Origin of the sequence: Massilistercora timonensis (assembly GCF_048354975.1) — a bacterium.
Taxonomy (GTDB): Bacteria; Bacillota; Clostridia; order Lachnospirales; family Lachnospiraceae; genus Massilistercora; species Massilistercora timonensis.
This window is the reverse complement of sequence record NZ_DBGCJQ010000095.1, coordinates 18,725-39,417: the sequence shown is the minus strand read 5'-3', so window position 1 is coordinate 39,417 and position 20,693 is coordinate 18,725. Positions and strand designations below refer to the sequence as shown.

The window sequence follows — 20,693 nt, the reverse complement described above, 5'->3', positions numbered from 1 at the left end:
GTATGAGGTGAAGCAGCAGAAGAAGGGCTGTTGTGTGATCAAAGAATTGTAGAAAAGCAGTGAAAAGACGCCGGAGATGATTCTCCGGCGTCCTTGCTTGTCCAGGTTATTTCTTATTTTTCTCTACTTCCAGCATCTTCATAGCCCGTACTTTCAGCGGCAGGCCAAAGAGGTTGATGAATCCGTCTGCGTCGTGATGGTCATACAGATCTCCGGTGGTGAAGCTCGCCAGGGACTCGCTGTAGAGAGAGTAGGGTGAAGTGGTGCCGGCCTTGATGATGTTGCCTTTGTAAAGTTTGAACTTCACTTCGCCGGTCACATATTCCTGAGTGCTCTCGATGAAGGCCTGGATGGCTTCCCGCAGGGGGGTAAACCATTTTCCTTCGTATACTACCTGAGACAGCTTGTTGCCCATCTCTTCTTTCACTTCGTAAGTGGCGCGGTCCAATACCAGCTCTTCCAGCTGTTGGTGCGCCTCGTAAAGGATGGTTCCTCCGGGAGTCTCATAGACGCCGCGGGACTTCATGCCCACAACACGGTTCTCCACGATGTCGCAGATCCCGATGCCGTGCTTGCCGCCCAGCTCGTTGAGCTTGCGGATGATATCAGAAACCTTCATCTCTTCCCCGTTGATGCTCTTTGGAACACCCTTTTCAAAGGTCATGGTCACGTATTCCGGAGCGTCCGGAGCCTTCTCCGGCGTTACGCCAAGGACCAGAAGATCCTCGTAATTAGGTTCATTGGAGGGATCCTCCAGTTCCAGGCCCTCGTGGCTGATGTGCCACAGGTTCCGGTCACGGCTGTAGCTGTGGCTGGCGTCGAAGGGAAGATCGATGCCGTGCTTGTGGCAGTACTCGATCTCGTCCTCCCGGGACTGCATGGTCCACAGGTCAGTCATCCGCCAGGGGGCGATGATCTTCAGGTCCGGAGCCAGGGCGCGGATGCCAAGCTCGAAACGGATCTGGTCGTTGCCCTTGCCGGTGGCGCCGTGGCAGATGGCGGAAGCGCCCTCCTTGCGGGCGATCTCTACCAGCTTCTTGGCAATGGCCGGACGGGCCATAGCGGTTCCCAGAAGATATTTGTTCTCATAGATGGCGTGAGCCTGCACGCAGGGAACAATATAGTTGTCGCAGAAATCATCTACGATGTCCTCGATATACAGCTTGGAAGCGCCGGACATCTTGGCCCGCTCCTGGAGTCCTTCCAGTTCTTCGCCCTGTCCGCAGTTCACACAGCAGCAGATCACGTCATAGCCGAAGGTTTCCTTCAGCCACGGGATGACGGCGGTAGTGTCCAGTCCGCCGGAATAGGCCAGTACAACTTTCTCTTTCATAATGTCAAATCCTCCTGATCTATGTATTCTTCTTTTTGAAAATGGTTTCTTGCCGTAACCAATACTATACACTAAAGTTTATAAATATGCAAGGATAAAATAAATAAATTTATAAATATACAAAATATGCAAAAGAAATGCATAAAACGGACTTTTTAAACAGGAAATAGAAAAAGTGGGTTGACATATATAGATAACCGATATAATATTTAGATAAGCGATATATAGATTTCCGATATATAATGAAAAGGAGGAATACTTATGCCAGTAGATAAAAGCCTGATCTCCGGAAGCACCTCTATGCTGATCCTGAAGCTTCTGGAAGAGAAAGACATGTATGGATATGAGATGATCGAGACTCTGCGGGAGAAGTCCCGGAATGTATTTGAACTGAAGGCAGGGACCCTGTATCCGCTGCTTCACGGGATGGAGTCCAAAGGGTACGTGGACGCCTATGAGCAGGAGGTGCTGGGAAAGACCCGGAAATACTATCGCCTTACCAGGGAAGGGAAACGGTTCCTGAAGACGAAGAAGGAAGAGTGGGAAGAATACTCCAGGGCGGTAGCCGGTGTTCTGGGAGGTGTATGTTATGGATAGGAAAGAATACCTGGATACCATGGAACAGCAGATCCGCTCCCGGCAGGCGGGCCGCGCCGCGCGGCGTGAAATGGAAGGTCATATTGAAGAGCAAAAAGTCGCGTTCCAGGCGGCTGGCATGACGGCTGAAGAAGCGGAAACGGCGGCGGTAGCGGAGATGGGAGATCCGGTGGAGGCGGGTGCGGCTCTGGATCTGGTCCATCGGCCTCAGGTGCCGTGGGGGAGCATTGTGCTGATTGTTTTCCTGAGTCTGCTGGGTCTGGGAGTGCGCACGGTTATTACCGCAAAGCTTCCCGGCGTCATGGTTACCATTGGGGATCCGCTGCGGCAGCTGATCTATCTGTGCCTGGGACTGGCGCTGATGATCGGAGTGTGTCTGATCGATTACAGCAGGATTGGAAGAAGGGCCAGAGGCTGTACGCTGATGTTGGCGGTTCTTCTGCTGCTGGGTGGGTTTGTGTTTGGTGTCACTGTGAACGGCATGGCAGGATGGGTTTACTTCATGGGCGTGGCGGTGAGCATATATCTTTTCTGGCCTCTGTTTGCGCCTCTCTACGGGGGGATCTTGTATCAATACCGGCAGGAGGGAATGATAGGACTGGGAAAATGTCTTGCGTGGATGATGCCGGGGCTTCTTGTTACAGCTCTGTGCGCCCGTATGGAGACGGCGCTTCTCCTTCTGGAGATCGATCTGATCCTTCTTGGTATCGCCGTAGGGAAAGGCTGGTTCCAGGTGTCGAAGAAAAAAGCCCTGGCAGGGATCGGGACAGGAATGGCAGTGATCCCCATTGCTGCGGCACTGTTCACCGGGATCTTTGGAAATGGGTATCAGAAGCTGCGTCTCGCCCTTCTCTTTGGACAGGCGGAGGGAGAGATGAGCTGGCCCAAAGAGGTGCTGCGGGAAGTGCTGGGCAGCAGCAGGCTTGTGGGCACCAGCGATTCTCTTCAGGGACAGGTTCAGGAGTTCCCGGCGGTGGATTATGTGCTTACCTATGTGACGGGATATTTTGGCATCCTTGCGGCCCTTGCCCTGCTGGGACTGATCCTGTATCTCATCGGCCGGCTGTTCCATATCTCCCTGGGGCAGAAGAACCGGCTGGGTATGCTGATGGGCGCCGGCTGCTGCGTGGCCATGCTGGCCCAGATCGGCGTGTATGTGTTGCGTAATCTTGGGATCCTGTTCCCGGGCGAGGTGTACTGTCCTTTCATCACCACCGGCGGAAGCGTTATGCTGGTGACCTGTCTGATGTTTGGCCTTCTGCTATCCATATGCCGGTATCAGGACATTCCGCTGGAAGAAGAAAACGGGCGGCGTTCCTTGACAAAAGAGACCGGGTTCCATATAATAAAGAAGCGAACAGACGAAGGATTGTCTGCGGACCAGAAGAAAGCACAGGAATAAGGGCTTGTACTGGTTTCGACGGGGGTCTGGAAGTCGGGGAAGCCATCCGTAGCGGGACACTACGTTAAAAGTTCCACCTAAATATAAACGCAGACGATAGACAGTTAGCGTACGCTGCCTAATTTTGGCAGTAGTCGGCCTTAGGTCATCCGCTGCTTAAGCGTCCGGCTTCAACGAGGCGGAGCACTTCACCTCCAAAGCTTTGAGGAGATGGAAGAACTTATGAAGCTACTGAAGTCCGTAACCTGTCATTAGGTGACGGACGGAGGGAATGTCAAAATAATGACTGTGATGGGAGATGCCCTGGTGGATGGGCTTTCGGACGCGGGTTCGATTCCCGCCAGGTCCATAGGAAAAGCGCCGTTTTTACGGCGCTTTTTTATAATTAAAAAAGGAATAAAGTGAGAAATTTGCTCTTTTTATGCAAATAAGGTTGTGACAGCTTGTGGTTTTATTCATAATTCGGTATAATAAAATGATAAATTATAGTATAAAGGAGAATTATGAGCGCTCGAATTGAACATACACTGGACGTTCTTATTGCGGCTGGCCTTGAAAATGAGACCAGCGAGCGGGAAAAAGTTGAGAGAATGCTTGACAGCCTGCAGGAAGACGAGTGGGGAAAACTGTGGGAACTTTGCGGCCGGCATCAGATCGGAAGTATTGTCTGGGCGGGGCTTGAAAAGTATCCTCAGGTAAAGATCCCGGAGAAAATAAAAGAAAGTTTGCGGGAAGTTCAGAAGAATACTGCTTATCAGTATTATTGTATGCTATCTTTTTCTACTCTTGTTCTTTCGATCCTGGAGGAGGCGGGGATCCAATGCTACCTTTTGAAGGGAGTAGCGTTGAATTCGCTTTATCCGCGGGAGGATATGCGTAAGCTGGCGGATGTGGATGTGTATGTTCCGTGTTTTGAAGAATACTGTCAGGCAGATAGTGTTCTGCGTTCTCATGGATTTGACGTAGAGAAAGGGCTGGCAGAATTTCATAGCGGTTATCGAAAGGAATTCGGTGGAGCTTTTCGACTGTTGGAACTTCACTGGCGGCCTTGTGATGTGCTTGCTGATTCAGGTGTGGATAAAGCTGTGGTTAAAATTTATAATCAGCTGAGGTATCAGCCGGATCGTTATCAGATTGCAGGAACAGAACTTCCTGTGCTCCCACCGGCGGAAAATGCTTTTCAATTGTTGCTGCATATGTTTCAGCATTTTGTACGAGAAGGATTTGGTTTGCGGTTACTTTGTGACTGGTGTGTATTCTGGAAGGTAAAAGGACATAAGGTGGAGGAAGCACACTTTTTGAAGTATTTGAAGGCTACGGGACTGACTGGATTTGCGTGGACGGTGACAAGAGTTTGCATAGATCATCTTGGACTTTCTGCTGCGGATGTTCCGTGGATGGAGAGAATGAAAGGTGCTTGTCATTGCCACGAGAGCAGCGGGATGATGTATCAGGATATCGTCCGGGGCGGTGAGTTTGGGAAGGGTGAGAAATCGCGGGTGGTGATCATGGAAAGTAATCCTTTTATACTGTTGGCTTATGCGAAAACGGTACATAGGATGATGCGCTCCGCTTACCCAAAGCTTTACAAATGGGTGATCACCTGGCCGGTTTTATGGGCCATTACGATATGGACTTTTTTGCGTAATAATCGAAGGATGGGGCGTGGGACGGCGCGGGATGTGATCGCAAGTGCCAAACAGAGGAATGTCTTAATGAAACAGATGAAAGTGTTTGAAAAAAGGGGAAGAAAAAAGCAGTGAAAGTATTGATCGTAGGAGGCTACAACATATTTGTAAGCCAGTTGATTGAAAAATTTAATAAAGAGGGCTGGGAAGTCTACGTGCTGACAGGCAGCGATCATTCGACCAGGCGCCACCCCTATGTCTTTGAGCAGTACGATTTTCGATATGATACAGATAGTATCAAGGAGATCATAGACAGCGCTTCGCCGGACATGGTCCTGTTTACAGGAGCGTATGATCCCAATCTGAGCAGCGGAAGAACCCGGCGGGAGTCTATGTATTATATGTCCAGTCTGGTGAATCTTCTGATGGCTTCACAGATGTTGAGCGTTCCCAAATTTGTATATATTTCTTCTCATGAAGTTTACGAGGAAAGCTATGCGGATATGATCACAGAAGACCAGGAAACTTCACCTGTCACCACCAAGGGAATGCTGGTTACCCAGGGAGAGAATCTGGTCATCCGGTATGGAGAGACAACAGAGATGGATACATATGTGCTCCGGCTGGATCATCTGTACTGGCTTCCTAAGAAGCGGAAAGATATTACAGAGGTTCACGGTAAACTTTGTTTGGAAGCACTGAAGGATCGAAGAGTTTCCGCATCGGAGAAGAAGATATTCTCTTCCGTGTATGTGGCGGATGCGGTGTACGCGATCTATGAGATTGTAAGCAGGGAAGAACATCAGTACAGGACTTATCAGATCACGTCATCAGAAGAAGAAAATGAGATTGAGATTGCCCGGGTGATCAAAGAGACATCGGCAAGAACCATTCTGATCAAGGATAATACCATCGGACTTACACAGAAAAATATTATGTCCGGGCGGAGAGTAATGGAAGAGTTTGGAATTGAAACTCGTTTCCATTATGAAGAGAGAGTCCGCAAAATGATGGAATATATGGATAAGAACCGGAATGACTTCCTGAAACGGGAAGAGAGGGAAGGAAACTGGTTCCAGAGAATGTTCCGCAAGTTTGAGAAGACGTTTTTTGCAGTGCTTCCTTTTGTGGAGAATGTGATTGTATTTATTCTGGTCTTTCTTCTCAATAACCGGACGGCGGACAGTGAGTATTTCCAGAGAGTAGACGTCTTTCTTCTGTATGTTCTGCTTTTCGCGATTTTCTATGGCAAGCGGCAGGCGATTGTCTCTGCTTTTTTCAGTATTATTGGCTTCATTTTCCGGGAGACCTACGGTACAACATTGTTTGAGGTGTTGGTAGACTATAACGTTTATATCTGGATGGCCCAGTTGTTTATCGTTGGTATGGCAGTAGGGCATCTGCGGGACAGCATCAAACTTGTCACAGATGACAAAGATGAGGAAATTGCGTTCTTGTCCGGGCAGTTGGACGATATTTATGATATTAACAGCAGTAATCTGAAGGTGAAGAATATTCTGGAGGACCATATCGTATCTTATGACGACAGCCTTGGGGTTCTGCAGGATATGACGGCCAGTCTGGAGAAACTGAATCCGGGAGAGGCTATGTACCAGGCGGCAGAAGTGCTCTGCCGGGTGCTGGAGACGGACGATGTTGCAATCTATAAGGTGTCCAATGCAGATTACTGCCGTCTTCTGGTAGCGACTACAGACATTGCCCGTCAACTTGGAAAATCTCTGAAATATTCGGGGAGAGAAGATCTTTTGGAGTGTCTGTCCCGCAATGAAGTATATGTCAATAAGAGCCTGAAGAAGGAGATGCCGGTTATGGCTTATGGGCTCAGGCATGGAGACGATCTGGAATATATCCTGATGGTATGGAGCCTTCCCTTTGAGAAGATTTCTCTTCATCAGATGAATCTTTTGAAAGTTGTGGGATATATGACCCAGAATGCGATCGCGAGATCGGATGTATATCTCAATGCCATCAGCGATAAGCGCTATCTGCCGGGAACTAATATTCTGAATAGGGAAGCGTTTGCCGCAGAGATTCGGACAGGACAGGAGATACGGAAGAGAGAATACGGAGTGGCTACGTTGATCTGCCTTCAGTCCGCAGGCCCTGTGGAAGTTTTGCAGAAAAATGAAAGAGAACTGAATCATTACAACGAACTGTTATTAAAAAATCTTCGGGAGACAGACCGGGTAGGCGTTGGCGAGGACGGATATCTTTATATTCTGCTGGCTAATTCTGATCCCCAGGAAGCTACCGTGGTGATCCGGCGTTTTTCGTCTCAGGGCGTGGTTTGTAATTTGAAAGAGAGTGTGTAATATGGGACTTGCCTTACTTATTCTGATCTTGATCCTGAATCTGATTGTGGCTGTTTTGTATCTGCTGCGGGGTCTGACCCGTGTAAGGGACAGAAAACAGGAGCGGGGACATCGAGCAAAATACTTTCTGCTTTTTTTTGTGATGTTGGTATGCCCCCTGGTAGCGCCGTTGTTCCTGGCGCTGTCCCATTTCCTTTATATATTCTTTTCTAAAAGGAATGTGGATATGGATGATATTTCCTTCAGCAGAGAGCGGGTAAAAACGTATACACCCGCCGACATTGAGCGGGATATCAATATCAGTCCAATGCAGGAAGTGCTTGTGATCAGTGATGTCAGACGCCGAAGGAAAATGCTCTTGGACGTGCTGAAAAAGGATATTCGCCATTCTCTGGGGTCGATTGCGATTGCTCTTGATAATCCGGATTCGGAGACTTCTCATTATGCGGCATCGGTGATTATGGATGTGCTTTCGGAGTTCAGGGGAAATGTACAGAATATGTATGCCAGGTTTAAGGACGATCCAGAGGATTTTGAGCTGGGCAGTCTGCTCCTTAGCTATATTGATGAGGTTCTGCGCCAGAACATTTTGAACGGGGATGAAAAGCGGTCTTATACATATATGGAAGATGAGATCGCGGATATGTTGTTCCGTTATCATCCGGATATGATGGAAGGGCCGCAATACCGGCATCTAATTGAGGATCTGGTAGAGATCGGGGAGTTCTCAGTGGCGGAAAAATGGTCCCGGAGAGCTTTAAAATACAGAGATTATCAACTGGATACCTATATCGGCTGTATGAAATATTATTTTGCTTATAATGACAGAGACGCATTTTTGCGGTGTATGGAACAGTTAAAGAAGTCCGGTATTGTGGTAAACCGGGAGACCATGGAGTTGATACGGCTGTTCCAGGGATAAGAGAACAAGAAGGAAAAAGTACAGGAGGCGCGGAATGTCTTTTAACTTAGTGACTGCGATGTGGATCGCGAAAATTTTTACTATCTATACGTTTATGGTAGTTATACTGCCATATTTTATCCTGCGCCGGGTGTTGAAAGAGAAAACGTGGACGCAGAAATTTGTTTTTTCTGTTATTGCTGGTAATTTCTTTTACATTATGCTTGTGTTGCTGCTCGGGCTTATTCATGTTACCAACAGGTATGTTCTGATCATATTTACACTGGCTGTTCCGGTGATTATGATAGTGCGGGCAAGGAAAGTATTGTGGGAAGATCACTGCAAGGAAACAATGATCCATATTCGCAGATTTTTAAAGAGAGAGAACAGTTTCCGGTATAGCAGGAGGATATTTTTTCGTTGGGCAGGGAGAAAAATAAGAAGAGGATTGAAAAAATTTGTCCGCTTTTTTGTAAAGAATTTTTTCGAGATTATTCTGTTTGTCGGCTGCAGTGCTTTTATAATCTGGTTTTTTAGCATTACCAATCATTTTGGTCCCAGAGCGTCAGATCTGGTAGTCCATATGCTGTGGATTAATGAAGTGGATAAGGGGAATCTTTTCTGTAACGGGGTGTATCCTTTTGGCATGCATGCTTTGCTTTATTACATCCACGCGGTATTTGATATTCCGACAGTACGGCTTGTTCTTTTATTTGGACCGGTGCAGACATTTTATATTTTTACCATGCTGCTGGCATTTCTGAAAGAAATGTGCCGTTTCCGTTATACTCCTTATATTGCTTACGCAGCTTATGCTGTGGGAGGCTATATCATGGGGATGCGGTATTCCAGGTTTTACAGTTCACTGCCCCAGGAGTTCGGAATGATGTTTATCTTTCCGTGTGGGGTCGCTTTGATCGGTCTTTTCCGGGCAATCCGGGATGAAAATGCTGAATACAAAAAGATGAAGAAGGAGAAGCTTCTTTATACACAGATCAGCGAGAAACATAGGTGGAGAGAATCTACGATCTGGCTGTGGCTGTTGATCCTTAGTTTTGGTCTTACGCTTTCTGCGCATTTTTATAATACGATTATAGCAGGACTTCTGATCCTTGCGGGGGCCATTGCTTATATCAGATATGTGATACCTCCCCGGACGCTGCGAAGGCTCATATGTGCTGCGTTGATTTCTGTTCTGATCCCGATATTTCCTATGGGAGTTGCGTTTGCTACAGGAACTCCCCTGGAGGGTTCTTTATATTGGGCATTGGAGGTTATGGGAATATATAATTCCGAAGAAGAGAATTCGGATGGCGAGGTGGAATCTGGAAACACGGTGACAGAGGAAGAACTTCCGGCGGAAGAAGTTACAAATAATGGGGAATTGATGGGAGAGTCTCAGGGTGAAGAGATTGTGCCTGACAAAATTGTGAAACCGTCATTGGCAGAGCGGGCGAAACAGTTTGTGGTTTCGGCAAAGGAAGGAATTATGAGTTTAATGCAGTCGCTGATCTTTTCTTCCCAGGAATATCTGGACATCTGGATCATGTGTATGGTGGCGACGGCAGGGCTGATTCCCTTTATGTGGATATTTCGGGAATGGGAGTACAGCCGGTTCCTTTTGATGAATCTTCTCTATATAGGTATGTTGGCGTTGGTGTGCGCAGCTGGGAGAATAGGTCTTCCTTCCTTGTTGGACGAAAATCGGAGCAGTATTTATCTTAGCTATTCACTGATGGTTGGCGTCAGTCTTGCAGTAGATGGCGCCCTTGTGATAGGCAGCGAACTTTTGCGGGTAAGATGGTTCTGGCAGATGGCCTCTCTTGCATTGGCGGCTGTTTTTGTCGGCAACATGGTAACCAGCGGAGAGGTGAGGGAGAAAATCGTTAATGCTTCTAGTCTGGAAAGAGACGGAGCGGCTTTGTGTGTATATGACATTATGGAGAAATATCCTTATCAAAAATGGACGATCGTGTCTTGTAATGAGGAACGGAACATGATTTCTCCAGAAGCCTGGCACTATGAGACGATTGATTTTCTGGAAAGTATGGAGAATTATAAAAGCAGAGATGAGATGTTTATTCCTACCCAATATGTGTTCTTCTTTATCGAGAAGAGGAGTATTAACTACGCACTGGGAGAATTTACAGATGATGTAGATGCTTTTGTAAGTGAGGAATGGGCGAGCGAGGACTTGCCGGCAAAGAGTGGACTGGGACAGTATGCAGATACAAACAGGATTATAGTTAATTCCCGGATGTACTATTGGGCCCAGGAGTACCAGAGGCGTTTCCCCAATGAGATGAAAGTCTACTATGAGGATGAAGACTTTATCTGTTACTGTATTGAACAGAATGAATATTATCTGAACAATTTCGCGATTGACTATGGATATAACAGTGGAGGTGCGGCAGATGATTAGCAGATCAAATTACATAGCGATCACAGTGATCATGTGTGTGGTGCTGCTGATGTTCCAGCTGATCGGCGCCTCTGGGAATCTGTTGATCAATTCGGGAGAAAACATTACTGTGGAGGATGCGGTTCCGGAAGCGAAAATCCAGACAGAGAAGGTTCAGTATGAACGGCTGGTACGGAATCTCCATGCTGAGGCCGGAGATGAAGCTAATGTAGGTCTGGTGGGAGAGGAAGAGGAAGACTGCCTTCACGTAGGGAGATCCTGGTGCAATGTTCAGAAGAAGCAGTTTTGTTATTATCAAGACCTGGATGAGGCGGCAAAAGATCAATCCGGAGCTGGCTTTTTGATCGTCAGCGGATCGGATCTTGGGCCAGAAGATGTTCAGGCGCTTGCTGATCTGTCAGAGCAGGGCAGACATGTGGTGATCTCGGGACTTCCAGAGCTTACGGCGCTGGAGAACCGGAGGCTGAGAGGCGCGCTTGGAATAGCGGAGATTGAAGAGGATGAGATCACAGTAGATGGGTTCAAGCTGTTTGCGGGACTTGTGATCGGCGGCGAGACGGTATATACAGATTATGAACAGGAGATGCCCTATGCCAGATTGGACGATTCTGTAACCGCTTATGCGGTGGCTCAGTCGGAGGACGCATGGATCCAGGATGTGGAGAATGAAGATCTTCCGGCGATCATCTGGCGGTATGCGCCCGGCCCCGGGAAGGTTTATGTGGTCAACGGAGACTATCTGACAGGACAGATGGGAGCAGGGCTTTTGACAGGTTTTGCGGCAGATTCCGATGAGGCCTATCTCTATCCGGTGGTTAACGCGCAGGTGTCTGTGGTGGAGAATTATCCGGTTCTGTCTGACGAGAACCCGGAGGTCATGGGAGAGGAATACGGGCAGGATTCTTCTATTGTGTTCCGGGATATTCTCTGGCCGTCTATCACGGCAATCTATTATGATACGGATGATGTTATGACAGTTACCAGCGCTCCAAGACTTGATTACGGAGAGAAGGGAGAGTTGGATGAAGACCTTCTGGAATTCTATTACCGTCAGGTAACAAAAGCATCGGGGGAGATGGGATTGTCCGGGTATCAGGAATCGGATGTTCCATTAGAGGAAAAGATCAGGGAGGACTTGGAATTATATAAACAGGAACTTCCCAATTATGAGATCCGTACTTTTCAGGCAGGCGGGTTGGAGAGAGAAGAATATGAGGAGTTGGTGGGAGAGGGCAAATTACTCTCCAATGTTCATACAGTGCTGACCGATTATAATGAGCAGGACGAGGAGGACTTTTTCACATATTTGAATGGGGAAGTTTTGGAATTGCCTGTTTATATGGACAGTCAATATATGGAAAATGAGGATGATTTTCGGTCCCGATGCCTCCAGACGGCATATGGTTATTATGGGACATCCCTGGATACTTCCAAGGTGATTTATCCCAGTTCTCATGATGATGACTGGAGTATTATCAGCGATGACTGGTCCAAAAATTATCGGCCGTACCGAACTCCATTTGAATGTTTTGAGAAGACTACGGCTACAGAGGCAGACAGAAGAGTAAGAAATTATCTGGCGCTGGATTATGAGATGGAACGAAAAGATGATACCGTTCAACTCAAAGTGAATTCCATGGATGGAGACAGTTATTTTGTCCTGCGGCTTCACGGGGAAGAGATCCTGGAGATCACAGGCGGAACTTATGAAGAGATTGAGACTGGCTGGTATATGATCACTGCGGAGAAAGATTCTGTACAGATCAAGCTGGAGCAGATCAATCACGCGGACTATTACATTGAAGATTGATCAGGGAAAGGAGACTGTTTATGAAAGTATGCATTGTGGCCGAGGGATGTTATCCCTATGTGGTCGGCGGGGTGTCAAGCTGGGTACACAGCCTGATCCAACAGTTTCCCAATATTGAGTTTACCGTAGCGGCGATTGTGGCGGACAGGAGCATCAGCGGGAAGTTTGCCTATGAACTGCCGGAGAACCTGACGCAGGTGAGAGAAATCTATCTGAACGATAAGCAGTGGCTGTACGGCGGGAAGAAAAACCGAAAATCAAAGGTACGTCTGAATGCGGATGAATATGAGGCGCTGCGGGCGCTGGTGATCGGTGAGAAGGTCAACTGGAGCGTGATCTTCCGAATGTTCCAGGAGAAGAAGATGTCGATAGATGAATTGCTGATGGGAAAAGATTTTCTGGAGATTGCCAAAGAGGTCTATCAGCTTCGCTATACTAATATTGTGTTTTCTGATTTTCTGTGGACGCTGCGGTCTATTTATCTCCCGCTTGGTTTTACGCTGCAGTTTCGGCCGCCTAGAGCGGATCTTTATCACTGTGTAGCCACTGGATATTCCGGTATCGTGGGGAGTATGGCCAAAGAGCTGTTTGGCTGCCGGCTGCTTGTGTCAGAACACGGTATCTATACCAGAGAGCGGGAAGAGGAGATCATTAAGGCGAGATGGGTACAGGGAGTGTACAAGGATTTCTGGATTGAACAGTTTCGGAAATTGTCTCTGTGCGCATATCAGCATGCGGACATGGTTACTTCGCTGTTTGGAGATGCCAGATCTCTGCAGCTGGAGCTGGGCTGTCCGGAGGATAAGACGCGGATCACGCCTAACGGGATTCCGGTGGAGGATTACGCGGAGATCCCGGGAAAAGATCCGCAAGATCCGATGATCCATATCGGGGCGATCCTGCGGGTGACGCCGATCAAAGATGTGAAGACTATGATCAACGCGTTCTATTACGCGAAGAAACGAGACGACAGACTGAAACTTTGGATCATGGGGCCCTGGGATGAGGATGAAGAATATGCGCAGGAGTGTTTTGATCTTGTAGAGAATCTTCAGGTCAAGGATGTGGTCTTCACAGACCGGATCGTTACCCGGGAGTATATCGGGAAGATGGATATGCTGATCCTTACCAGTATCAGTGAGGGGCAGCCGCTGACGATCCTGGAGGGATTCGCGGCCAGAAAACCGGTGATCGCTACAAATGTGGGAAACTGCGCGGGTCTGATCTATGGAGAAGACGATGATCTGGGCGCGGCGGGTATCGTGCTTCCGATCATGAATATCGGGAAAATATCCGATGCGATCCTGGAGCTGGCTGAAAATCCGGAAGAGCGCAGACAGATGGGTGAGATTGGTTATCAGCGTGTCTGCAGGAAATACCGCATCGAATATATGAGACATACTTATGAGAGAATCTATCAGGAGATGGCGGCGGAGAATGACGTGCCATGGCCTGAGACGCCATTTACAGTAAGGTAGCGGAGAGGAGAAGAGTAATGGCCGGAATTGGAATTAAACTGAACCGGATTTTTAAAAGACATACGCTGGTTCACACTCTGTACGGATCGGGATACAGTATGCTTACTACGGTCACGCCTATGCTGGTGGTGATCGGAACGATGTTGCTGATGTATATTTTCCTTGAATTTAACAGCGTGCGATATTATGACCGGGAGCTTTTTTCCTGTACGATCCTGTATATTTTTATCTTTTCTCTTTTGGCTGCCTCCCCGTTTAACTCTGTGCTGTCCAAGTATGTGGGAGACCGGATCTTTGAAGAGCGGCATCAGGATATCCTGCCCTGCATTTATGTGGGGATGGCGCTGAATATTGGCCTTGCGGCTCTGATCGGGATCCCGTTCCATATCTGGGCTTATTTTGTGGGAGAGATCCCGCTTTATTGGGTGTTTACCGCTTTTTGCGGGTTCATGGGGCTTAGTTTGTGTTTCTACCAGATGCTTTATCTCTCCATTGTCAAGGCGTATAAAACGATTTCTATGTTTTTTACTCTGGGTATGCTGGTTTGTTTCCTGTTGTCTCTGATCTTCCGTTTTCTGATCGGGATGTCGATCACTTACAGTATGCTTCTTTCCATGACCATTGGGTTTTTCCTGATTGCCTGTCTGGAATTTGGATACGCGAAGACGTATTTTCACAGGAACAGCCATCATTATCGGGAGGTGCTGTCTTATTTCCGGATCTATTGGAAACTGATCTTTACAAATTTCCTGTATATTCTGGGATTGTTTATCCATAATTTTGTGTTCTGGACCAAAGAAGATATGCGTATGGTCCTGGCAGACACGTATGTGTGCAACCAGCCTTATGATATGGCGAGCTGCATTGCCATGTTTACAAACCTGTCTGCCAGTATTATCTTTATCGCCTATGTGGAGATGAATTTCCATAAGCGGTACCAGGAGTATACAGAGGCAGTGCTTGGCGGAAGGCTGAAGGATGTTATAAAGGCGAAAAAGCGGATGTTCCGTCTGATGGGCGAACAGTTGATGCGTGTGACACAGCTGCAGTATATCATCTCTGTGGTGGTTTTCCTTCTGGGGATTATCTTTCTTCCAAGACTGGGAATGACAGGACTTGTAATGAATATCTACCCTTGTCTGGCGGCAGGTTATTTTGTACTGTTTCTTCTGTATACGATCATTCTGTTTCTTCAGTATTTCAACGATCTGACAGGAAGCATGCTGACCAGCCTGATCTTTGTGGTGATCACAGGAGTAGTGAGTATTTTCGCGAAAGAATTCCCGGATGCCTGGTATGGTATCGGAGTGTTTGTGGGAAGTATCGCGGCATGGAGTTTTGCTTATATGCGGATGCGCTGGCTGGAACGGAAACTGGATGAACATATCTTCTGCAGGGGAACAATACTGGAGAAAGTGAACGAACCTATGCCTGATGCGAAGGTATATGACCTAAGGCAGCTTAAGCGGGAACAGCAGGCGCGGCAGGCGCAGAAAGAGAGAGGCTATGAGCAGTAGAAAAAGTATTCTATTCGTAATGAATACCATGGGAAGGGCAGGAGCGGAGAGGGCGCTGATCGAGCTTATGCGTCTGCTGGATCCAAAACAGTACCGGATCAGTCTGTATGTGTTGATCCCGCGTGGAGAGCTTTTCGCGGAAGTGCCCGGGTATGTACATATCCTGAACCGGCATACGGACAGCCGTTCTGTGCTTTCGACAGGTGGAAAGATTTATATTGGCGCCCGTCTTGGAAAGGCGCTGCTTAGAGAGAAAAGTCTGAAGAAGGCCCTTGGCCGTCTTGCGGCGTCCCGGAAGACTGAGAATGAAGCGAAAGACAGAGGCCAGGGAAGGGAGAAGATCCTGCGCAGAGCGCTGGCAGATGGAATGGCCGGACTGCCGGGAGAATATGATCTGGCGGTGGCTTATCTGGAAGGACCGGCCACCTGGTATGTGGCGGAGAAGGTAAAAGCGGTAAAGAAAGCGGCGTTTCTTCATATTGATTATGGAAAAGCAGGATATTCCAGAGAGTTGGATCAGGGCTGTTATGAAAGGATGGACCGGATCTACGCGGTTTCAGGAGATGTGAAGGAGCAGTTTTTGAAGGTGTACCCCGATTACGCAGATAAAGTAGAATTGTTTTTTAATATTATCAACCGGGAACATATCCGGGCCAGGGCGCTGGAACCGGGAGGATTCGCCGATGAGTATGACGGCATGCGCCTGTTGAGTGTGGGAAGGCTCTATTATCAGAAAGGATATGATATCGCGGTGCGGACAGCCGCTATATTAAGAGAGAGAGGGCGAAAGTTCCGCTGGTATATCCTGGGGGAAGGCGAGGAAAAGAAGAATCTTCTCCGGCAGGTTAAAGAGGAGGGGCTTCAGGAGTTCTTCTGGCTTATGGGCGCTGTGGATAATCCTTATCCATATTTTAAACAGGCCGATATTTATGTGTGTACTTCCCGGTTTGAGGGGAAAAGTCTGGTGATCGAGGAGGCAATGGCCCTTGGGAAACCGGTGGTGGCATCTGCCTGCACAGGTACAGAGGAACAGATCCATTCCGGAGAAGATGGTGTGATCGTGCCGTTGGATCCGAAGAGGCTGGCAGATGAGATCGAACGTCTTATGGACAAGCCTGCGGAGTGTGAAAAATACGGAAAAGCGGCTTATCAGAGAGAACTTTCTTATGAGAAAGCGCTGGCGGATTTTCTGCGTCTGGCCGGGGAGTAACGAGAATGAAGAAGAAGGCGCTTTGTGCAGCAGTTTTACTGGGGGTTGTGATAGTCATGGGAATAACGGCTGCCGTCCGGCTCCGGTGGAGCGTGGAATGGGAAGCAGAGAGCAGCAGGGAGATTAACAAATTTCTTGCAAATAGCGAACGGGGATTCTATAATATGAGGGGTGTTATCATCCGTGATGACGCGCAGGAAGAAGCGTGGATCTACGACAGCATCCGCAGTGAACACAAAGAGGAGACCCTGGAGCTTCTCCAGATCCATATTGGTTTCTACCGGGACCGGGAGATAAGTCCTCAGGGGGTGGAACAGATTCGAAAGGTCTTTCAGGCTTATCGGGAGAGAGAAAAAAGGGTCAGCCTGATCGTGCGTTTCCTCTATGACTGGGAGGGAAAGGGAGCGGAGAATGACCCGGCTTCTCTGAACGTGGCGCTGCGTCACATGGAGCAGCTGGGCGAGATCGTGACAGAGTATGAGGATCAGGTCTATATTGTCCAGGGGGTATTGGTTGGGAGCTGGGCGGAAATGCACAGTTCCAGGTATCTTGCGCAGGACAGTTATCTGGCGCTGATCCGAAAGATGGATGAGGTGATGCCTGATTCTGTGTATCTGGCGGTGCGGACCCCTGCATACTGGCGGACAGCCGCGCAGAGTATGGAGCCGCTGTCAGAGGAAGAGGCATGGAAGGATGACAATCTTGCCGCCAGGCTGTCATTGTTCAATGACGGTATCCTGGGCAATGAATTGGATTGCGGGACATACGGAGACATTCCGAAAGAATCGGCCGCGTCAATTCAGGACCGGTGGATCCGGGAGGATGAACTTCTGTTTCAGAAAACGTTAAATCTGTATGTGCCAAATGGAGGAGAGGTTGTCCTGAGCAATCCGCTCAATGATACAGATAACGCCCATGAGACATTCGAGACTATGCATATTTCATATCTAAATAATGCCCATGACACGGAAGTGCTGGAGAAGTGGAAAGAGAGCCGCTGCCAGGAGGAAGGATCTGTGTATGAAGGTTTATCTGGCTATGACTGGATAGAGAGGCATCTCGGCTATCGGTTTGTGATCCGTGAAGTGTCGGCGACGCAATCAGGATGGAAGTGGGAAGATCAAAATCTTGAGATCTCCATTGAAAATGTAGGTTACGCGCCGCGTTATACGCCCTGCAGAGTAGAAGTTATCTTAAGGGAACCAGCAGGCGAGGGAGAAAAGAGCCTGACAGTCGATACAGATGTACGGGAATGGAGACCGGGAGAGACGACTGCCTTCACGGTCAGGGCAGATCTTCAAGATGGAAAAGAATATGAAGTTTGGCTGAAGGTTACAGGAGAAAAGGACCAGGAGCCGGTTCTGTTTGCCAGCGAGAATCCGGTAGCAGAGGATGGGAGCTATTGTCTGGGCAGGATCAGGAAAGGAGATTGATCAAAGTTGCAGGAGCCGCTGTTAAGTATCATTATAATTTCATATGAGAATTCTTCTCTTGTCCTGAGGCGCGCTATACAGAGTGTGCTTGAACAGAGTTATAAGAATTATGAAGTAATCGTTGTGGACGCCAATAAGCCGGACAGTCTGTACAGTCAGGGGTTAAGAGAAGATATGGAACAGTATCCGGATATTCCAGTGATCTCCTGTCCCTGCAGGAAAGGAGAGTTCGCCGCAGCCAAAAACCAGGGGGCGGAACAGGCAAACGGTACATATCTGGCGTTCCTGATGGCCAAGGATGCCTGGAATCAGGAGTGCGCGGCCAGTCAGGTAGAAGTGCTGGAGGAGAAGCCGGAAGTAGGTCTTGTGTTCTGCCACAGTTGGATGCAGGAGGAAGATGCCCTGTCTATTGGATACCGGACAGCGCCGGAACTTCCGGCAGTGTGGGCGGGCCAGAGGGACCCTCTCTCCCATGAGATGATCCACTCTGTATCTCAGGTGATCTTCCGAAGGACGGCGTTCGAAGGAGCCTTTGGCTTTGATACACATATCCATAAGCAGGACGATTACGATATGTGGATCAGACTGGCGAAAAAGCATCGGATCGCGGCCATTGACCAGAATCTGGTGTGCAGTTACGTAGAGAAAGGGCTGCTGCGCAAAAGCCATAAGTTGGTGGATGTGGTAGGATACCTGCAGCTGTACAGCAAACATCGGGATGTCTATCGGAAGAATCCCGAGGCAAGGTACAGGCTGTATCAGAAGATCGCCTCCTGCTATCAGGAGGAAGGGCGTTATCTTACATGGTTTAAATATTCACTAAAGATAAGGATGTTGGAAATGAGACTTGGAAAGAAGAAAAATCTGGAGACAGAGACAAAAGCGGCATTACCGGAATATGATGTGGTATCTACCCAGGACAAAGAATATATCGCTATTGTAAAGCGGATGGACGGGGGAACGACAGGCCTTGGAGTGCCGGAAGAAGGGGCGGAGTTCCAGATCTATCTCAAAGAAGCCGGCAGTTATGAGGCGGCTAAGGCCAATGAGCGTGATGAGCTGATCTGCGACAGCAATGGCTATGCTAAGTCTAAAGCATTGTCCCAGGGAGTTTATGTGGTGCACCAGACCAAGGGTCAGAGTGGGACAGAACGGCTGGAGGACTTCGAGGTTACGCTGGACCGTGTCGGAAAGACGCATACAATGGCCCTGCTCAGCGCTCCGGAGAGCTTTTATGTAAAAGTGACAAGAAAAGACGGGGAGACGGGCAAAGTGATCCCAGTGGCAGGAGGAGCTTATCGGATCACAGACAGCGAAGCCCGTCCTGTGATCATGAACGTGACGTATCCGCAGCCTCAGTATCTGGAAACTTTTGTTACCAGTGACAAGGGATATTTTATCACACCGTCCCGTCTGATACATGGGACATATAACCTGAGCGAGCAGAAGGCGCCGGAAGGTTATGTGAAAAATGGAATCACCATACCTTTCGTAGTGTCGAGGGAGCGGACTGTTACAGAGAATGGTTTCCTGCTTGTCTCGGTAGAGACAGAAAATATAGCCCAGAAGGGAAGAATCTTTCTTCATAAAAAAGGACCGGTGGTTCCCAGAGTGCAGGTGAAAGAAAACACGATGGAGAATGGAAACGGATATCAGGTCGGCGGTCCCTGCATCTACAGACCTTATTTTGAAGAAGGAAATGTAGAAGGAGCCATATATGAGATTACCGCGCAGGAAGACATCATTACCCCGGACGGTACGCTGCGGACACCGAAGGACACTGTAGTCTGCACACTTACCACGGATTCTGAAGGAAATGCGGTCAGCCCGGATCTCTACCTGGGAAGATATCAGATTGAAGAGAAAGAACCTGCCCACGGATTGCTGCGTAATCCGCAGATCCAGGAAGCGGAACTTGTGTATGATGATAATGGCGAGCTCTATACCCGAACAGAAGCAGCTTTTGAGGGCGAGCGGCAGAAAATATCCATTCATCTGGAGAAAGCGCTGGGAGAGGACAATATCTTCCATATCGGCGGACAGGGAGAGATCAAAGATTTTGCGTTTGGCCTTTTCGCGGCAGAGGACCTGCCGATGGCAGACGGGTCAGTGATCCCCCGGGACGGCTTGCTGGATATCCAGTACTGTGATGAAGATGGAAAGATCTGTTTTCATACAGAACTTCCATATGGCGATTATTATGTAAAAGAGATCCGGTCCAATAGTCATTACCGGTGTTCCGGTATTCGCTATCCGCTGCGGTTTGCTTATCAGGAAGGCGAAGCGGCAGACCTGTATGTGAATGAAGGCAGACCGATCACCAGTGAGATGATCCGGGGAACGATCCAGGGAGTGAAGACAGATCCTGGCAATCATCCTATTTCCATGGCGGAGATCGGACTCTTCCCCATGGGAGCGGATCTTTCCTCCAGGGAGAAGGCGGCTCTTGTATCTGTTACCGACTGGAACGGTACATTCTCCTTCCGGGATATTCCGTGCGGTGATTATGTAGTGAAAGAACTGAGCGTGCCTCAGGGTTATATCAAGAACGAAGCAGCGTACTATATTTCGTTGACCTTTGATGAGCAGAGGATTGATCTGAAGCTGATCAGTCCCAGGCTCTAAGCGG

The 20,693-nt window shown here is 48.4% G+C and carries 13 protein-coding genes and 1 other RNA gene; 13 read left to right on the top strand and 1 reads right to left on the bottom strand.

The window, feature by feature from the left end:
- Positions 1-106: 106 nt before the first annotated feature.
- Positions 107-1,333, bottom strand: a complete 1,227-nt coding sequence (locus tag ACML7B_RS08540; RefSeq protein WP_346707833.1) for an argininosuccinate synthase — start codon at positions 1,331-1,333, stop codon at positions 107-109.
- Positions 1,334-1,594: 261 nt separating this feature from the next.
- Here ACML7B_RS08540 and ACML7B_RS08535 point away from each other — a divergent pair, with 261 nt between their 5' ends.
- The 13 genes from ACML7B_RS08535 to ACML7B_RS08475 all read left to right on the top strand — a co-directional run bounded on the left by ACML7B_RS08535 (position 1,595) and on the right by ACML7B_RS08475 (position 20,689).
- Positions 1,595-1,930: a PadR family transcriptional regulator gene (locus tag ACML7B_RS08535; protein ID WP_106789873.1), complete on the top strand. Its 336-nt coding sequence runs from the start codon at positions 1,595-1,597 to the stop codon at positions 1,928-1,930.
- Positions 1,923-3,332, top strand: a complete 1,410-nt coding sequence (locus ACML7B_RS08530) for a permease prefix domain 1-containing protein (RefSeq protein ID WP_418540617.1) — start codon at positions 1,923-1,925, stop codon at positions 3,330-3,332. The genes ACML7B_RS08535 and ACML7B_RS08530 overlap by 8 nt, the downstream gene beginning before the upstream one ends.
- Positions 3,333-3,684: a transfer-messenger RNA gene (gene ssrA / locus ACML7B_RS08525) on the top strand. It abuts the gene before it with no gap.
- Between the two features lie 151 nt (positions 3,685-3,835).
- Complete coding sequence (locus tag ACML7B_RS08520) at positions 3,836-5,095, top strand: nucleotidyltransferase family protein (protein WP_418540615.1); 1,260 nt, start codon at positions 3,836-3,838, stop codon at positions 5,093-5,095.
- Positions 5,092-7,293, top strand: a complete 2,202-nt coding sequence (locus ACML7B_RS08515) for an NAD-dependent epimerase/dehydratase family protein (protein WP_418540613.1) — start codon at positions 5,092-5,094, stop codon at positions 7,291-7,293. The genes ACML7B_RS08520 and ACML7B_RS08515 overlap by 4 nt, the downstream gene beginning before the upstream one ends.
- A gap of 1 nt (position 7,294) precedes the next feature.
- A complete protein-coding gene (locus ACML7B_RS08510; protein ID WP_418540611.1) occupies positions 7,295-8,215 on the top strand; it encodes a hypothetical protein in 921 nt (306 codons plus the stop codon).
- A 34-nt stretch (positions 8,216-8,249) separates the two neighbouring features.
- Positions 8,250-10,616, top strand: a complete 2,367-nt coding sequence (locus ACML7B_RS08505; protein ID WP_418540610.1) for a hypothetical protein — start codon at positions 8,250-8,252, stop codon at positions 10,614-10,616.
- Positions 10,609-12,426: a DUF2194 domain-containing protein gene (locus ACML7B_RS08500; protein WP_418540607.1), complete on the top strand. Its 1,818-nt coding sequence runs from the start codon at positions 10,609-10,611 to the stop codon at positions 12,424-12,426. The genes ACML7B_RS08505 and ACML7B_RS08500 overlap by 8 nt, the downstream gene beginning before the upstream one ends.
- Before the next feature lie 20 nt (positions 12,427-12,446).
- Positions 12,447-13,904: a GT4 family glycosyltransferase PelF gene (gene pelF, locus ACML7B_RS08495; RefSeq protein WP_106789880.1), complete on the top strand. Its 1,458-nt coding sequence runs from the start codon at positions 12,447-12,449 to the stop codon at positions 13,902-13,904.
- A 17-nt stretch (positions 13,905-13,921) separates the two neighbouring features.
- On the top strand, positions 13,922-15,421 hold the full coding sequence (gene pelG, locus ACML7B_RS08490) for an exopolysaccharide Pel transporter PelG (RefSeq protein ID WP_418540604.1): 1,500 nt from the start codon (positions 13,922-13,924) through the stop codon (positions 15,419-15,421).
- On the top strand, positions 15,411-16,631 hold the full coding sequence (locus ACML7B_RS08485; protein WP_418540602.1) for a glycosyltransferase: 1,221 nt from the start codon (positions 15,411-15,413) through the stop codon (positions 16,629-16,631). Before pelG ends, ACML7B_RS08485 begins: the two co-directional genes overlap by 11 nt.
- A 5-nt stretch (positions 16,632-16,636) precedes the next feature.
- A complete protein-coding gene (locus ACML7B_RS08480; protein ID WP_418540600.1) occupies positions 16,637-18,064 on the top strand; it encodes a DUF4832 domain-containing protein in 1,428 nt (475 codons plus the stop codon).
- Positions 18,065-18,070: 6 nt separating this feature from the next.
- Entirely contained in the window at positions 18,071-20,689 is a 2,619-nt protein-coding gene (locus ACML7B_RS08475) for a SpaA isopeptide-forming pilin-related protein (protein WP_418540598.1), read from the top strand.
- The last annotated feature ends 4 nt before the right edge of the window (positions 20,690-20,693 follow it).

Bases quoted from the DNA above. Each gene is read 5' to 3' on its own strand.
- ACML7B_RS08540 (WP_346707833.1), bottom strand. From the start codon at position 1,333: ATGAAAGAGAAAGTTGTACTGGCCTATTCCGGCGGACTGGACACTACC.
- ACML7B_RS08535 (WP_106789873.1), top strand. From the start codon at position 1,595: ATGCCAGTAGATAAAAGCCTGATCTCCGGAAGCACCTCTATGCTGATC.
- ACML7B_RS08530 (WP_418540617.1), top strand. From the start codon at position 1,923: ATGGATAGGAAAGAATACCTGGATACCATGGAACAGCAGATCCGCTCC.
- ACML7B_RS08520 (WP_418540615.1), top strand. From the start codon at position 3,836: ATGAGCGCTCGAATTGAACATACACTGGACGTTCTTATTGCGGCTGGC.
- ACML7B_RS08510 (WP_418540611.1), top strand. From the start codon at position 7,295: ATGGGACTTGCCTTACTTATTCTGATCTTGATCCTGAATCTGATTGTG.
- ACML7B_RS08505 (WP_418540610.1), top strand. From the start codon at position 8,250: ATGTCTTTTAACTTAGTGACTGCGATGTGGATCGCGAAAATTTTTACT.
- ACML7B_RS08500 (WP_418540607.1), top strand. From the start codon at position 10,609: ATGATTAGCAGATCAAATTACATAGCGATCACAGTGATCATGTGTGTG.
- pelF (WP_106789880.1), top strand. From the start codon at position 12,447: ATGAAAGTATGCATTGTGGCCGAGGGATGTTATCCCTATGTGGTCGGC.
- pelG (WP_418540604.1), top strand. From the start codon at position 13,922: ATGGCCGGAATTGGAATTAAACTGAACCGGATTTTTAAAAGACATACG.
- ACML7B_RS08485 (WP_418540602.1), top strand. From the start codon at position 15,411: ATGAGCAGTAGAAAAAGTATTCTATTCGTAATGAATACCATGGGAAGG.
- ACML7B_RS08480 (WP_418540600.1), top strand. From the start codon at position 16,637: ATGAAGAAGAAGGCGCTTTGTGCAGCAGTTTTACTGGGGGTTGTGATA.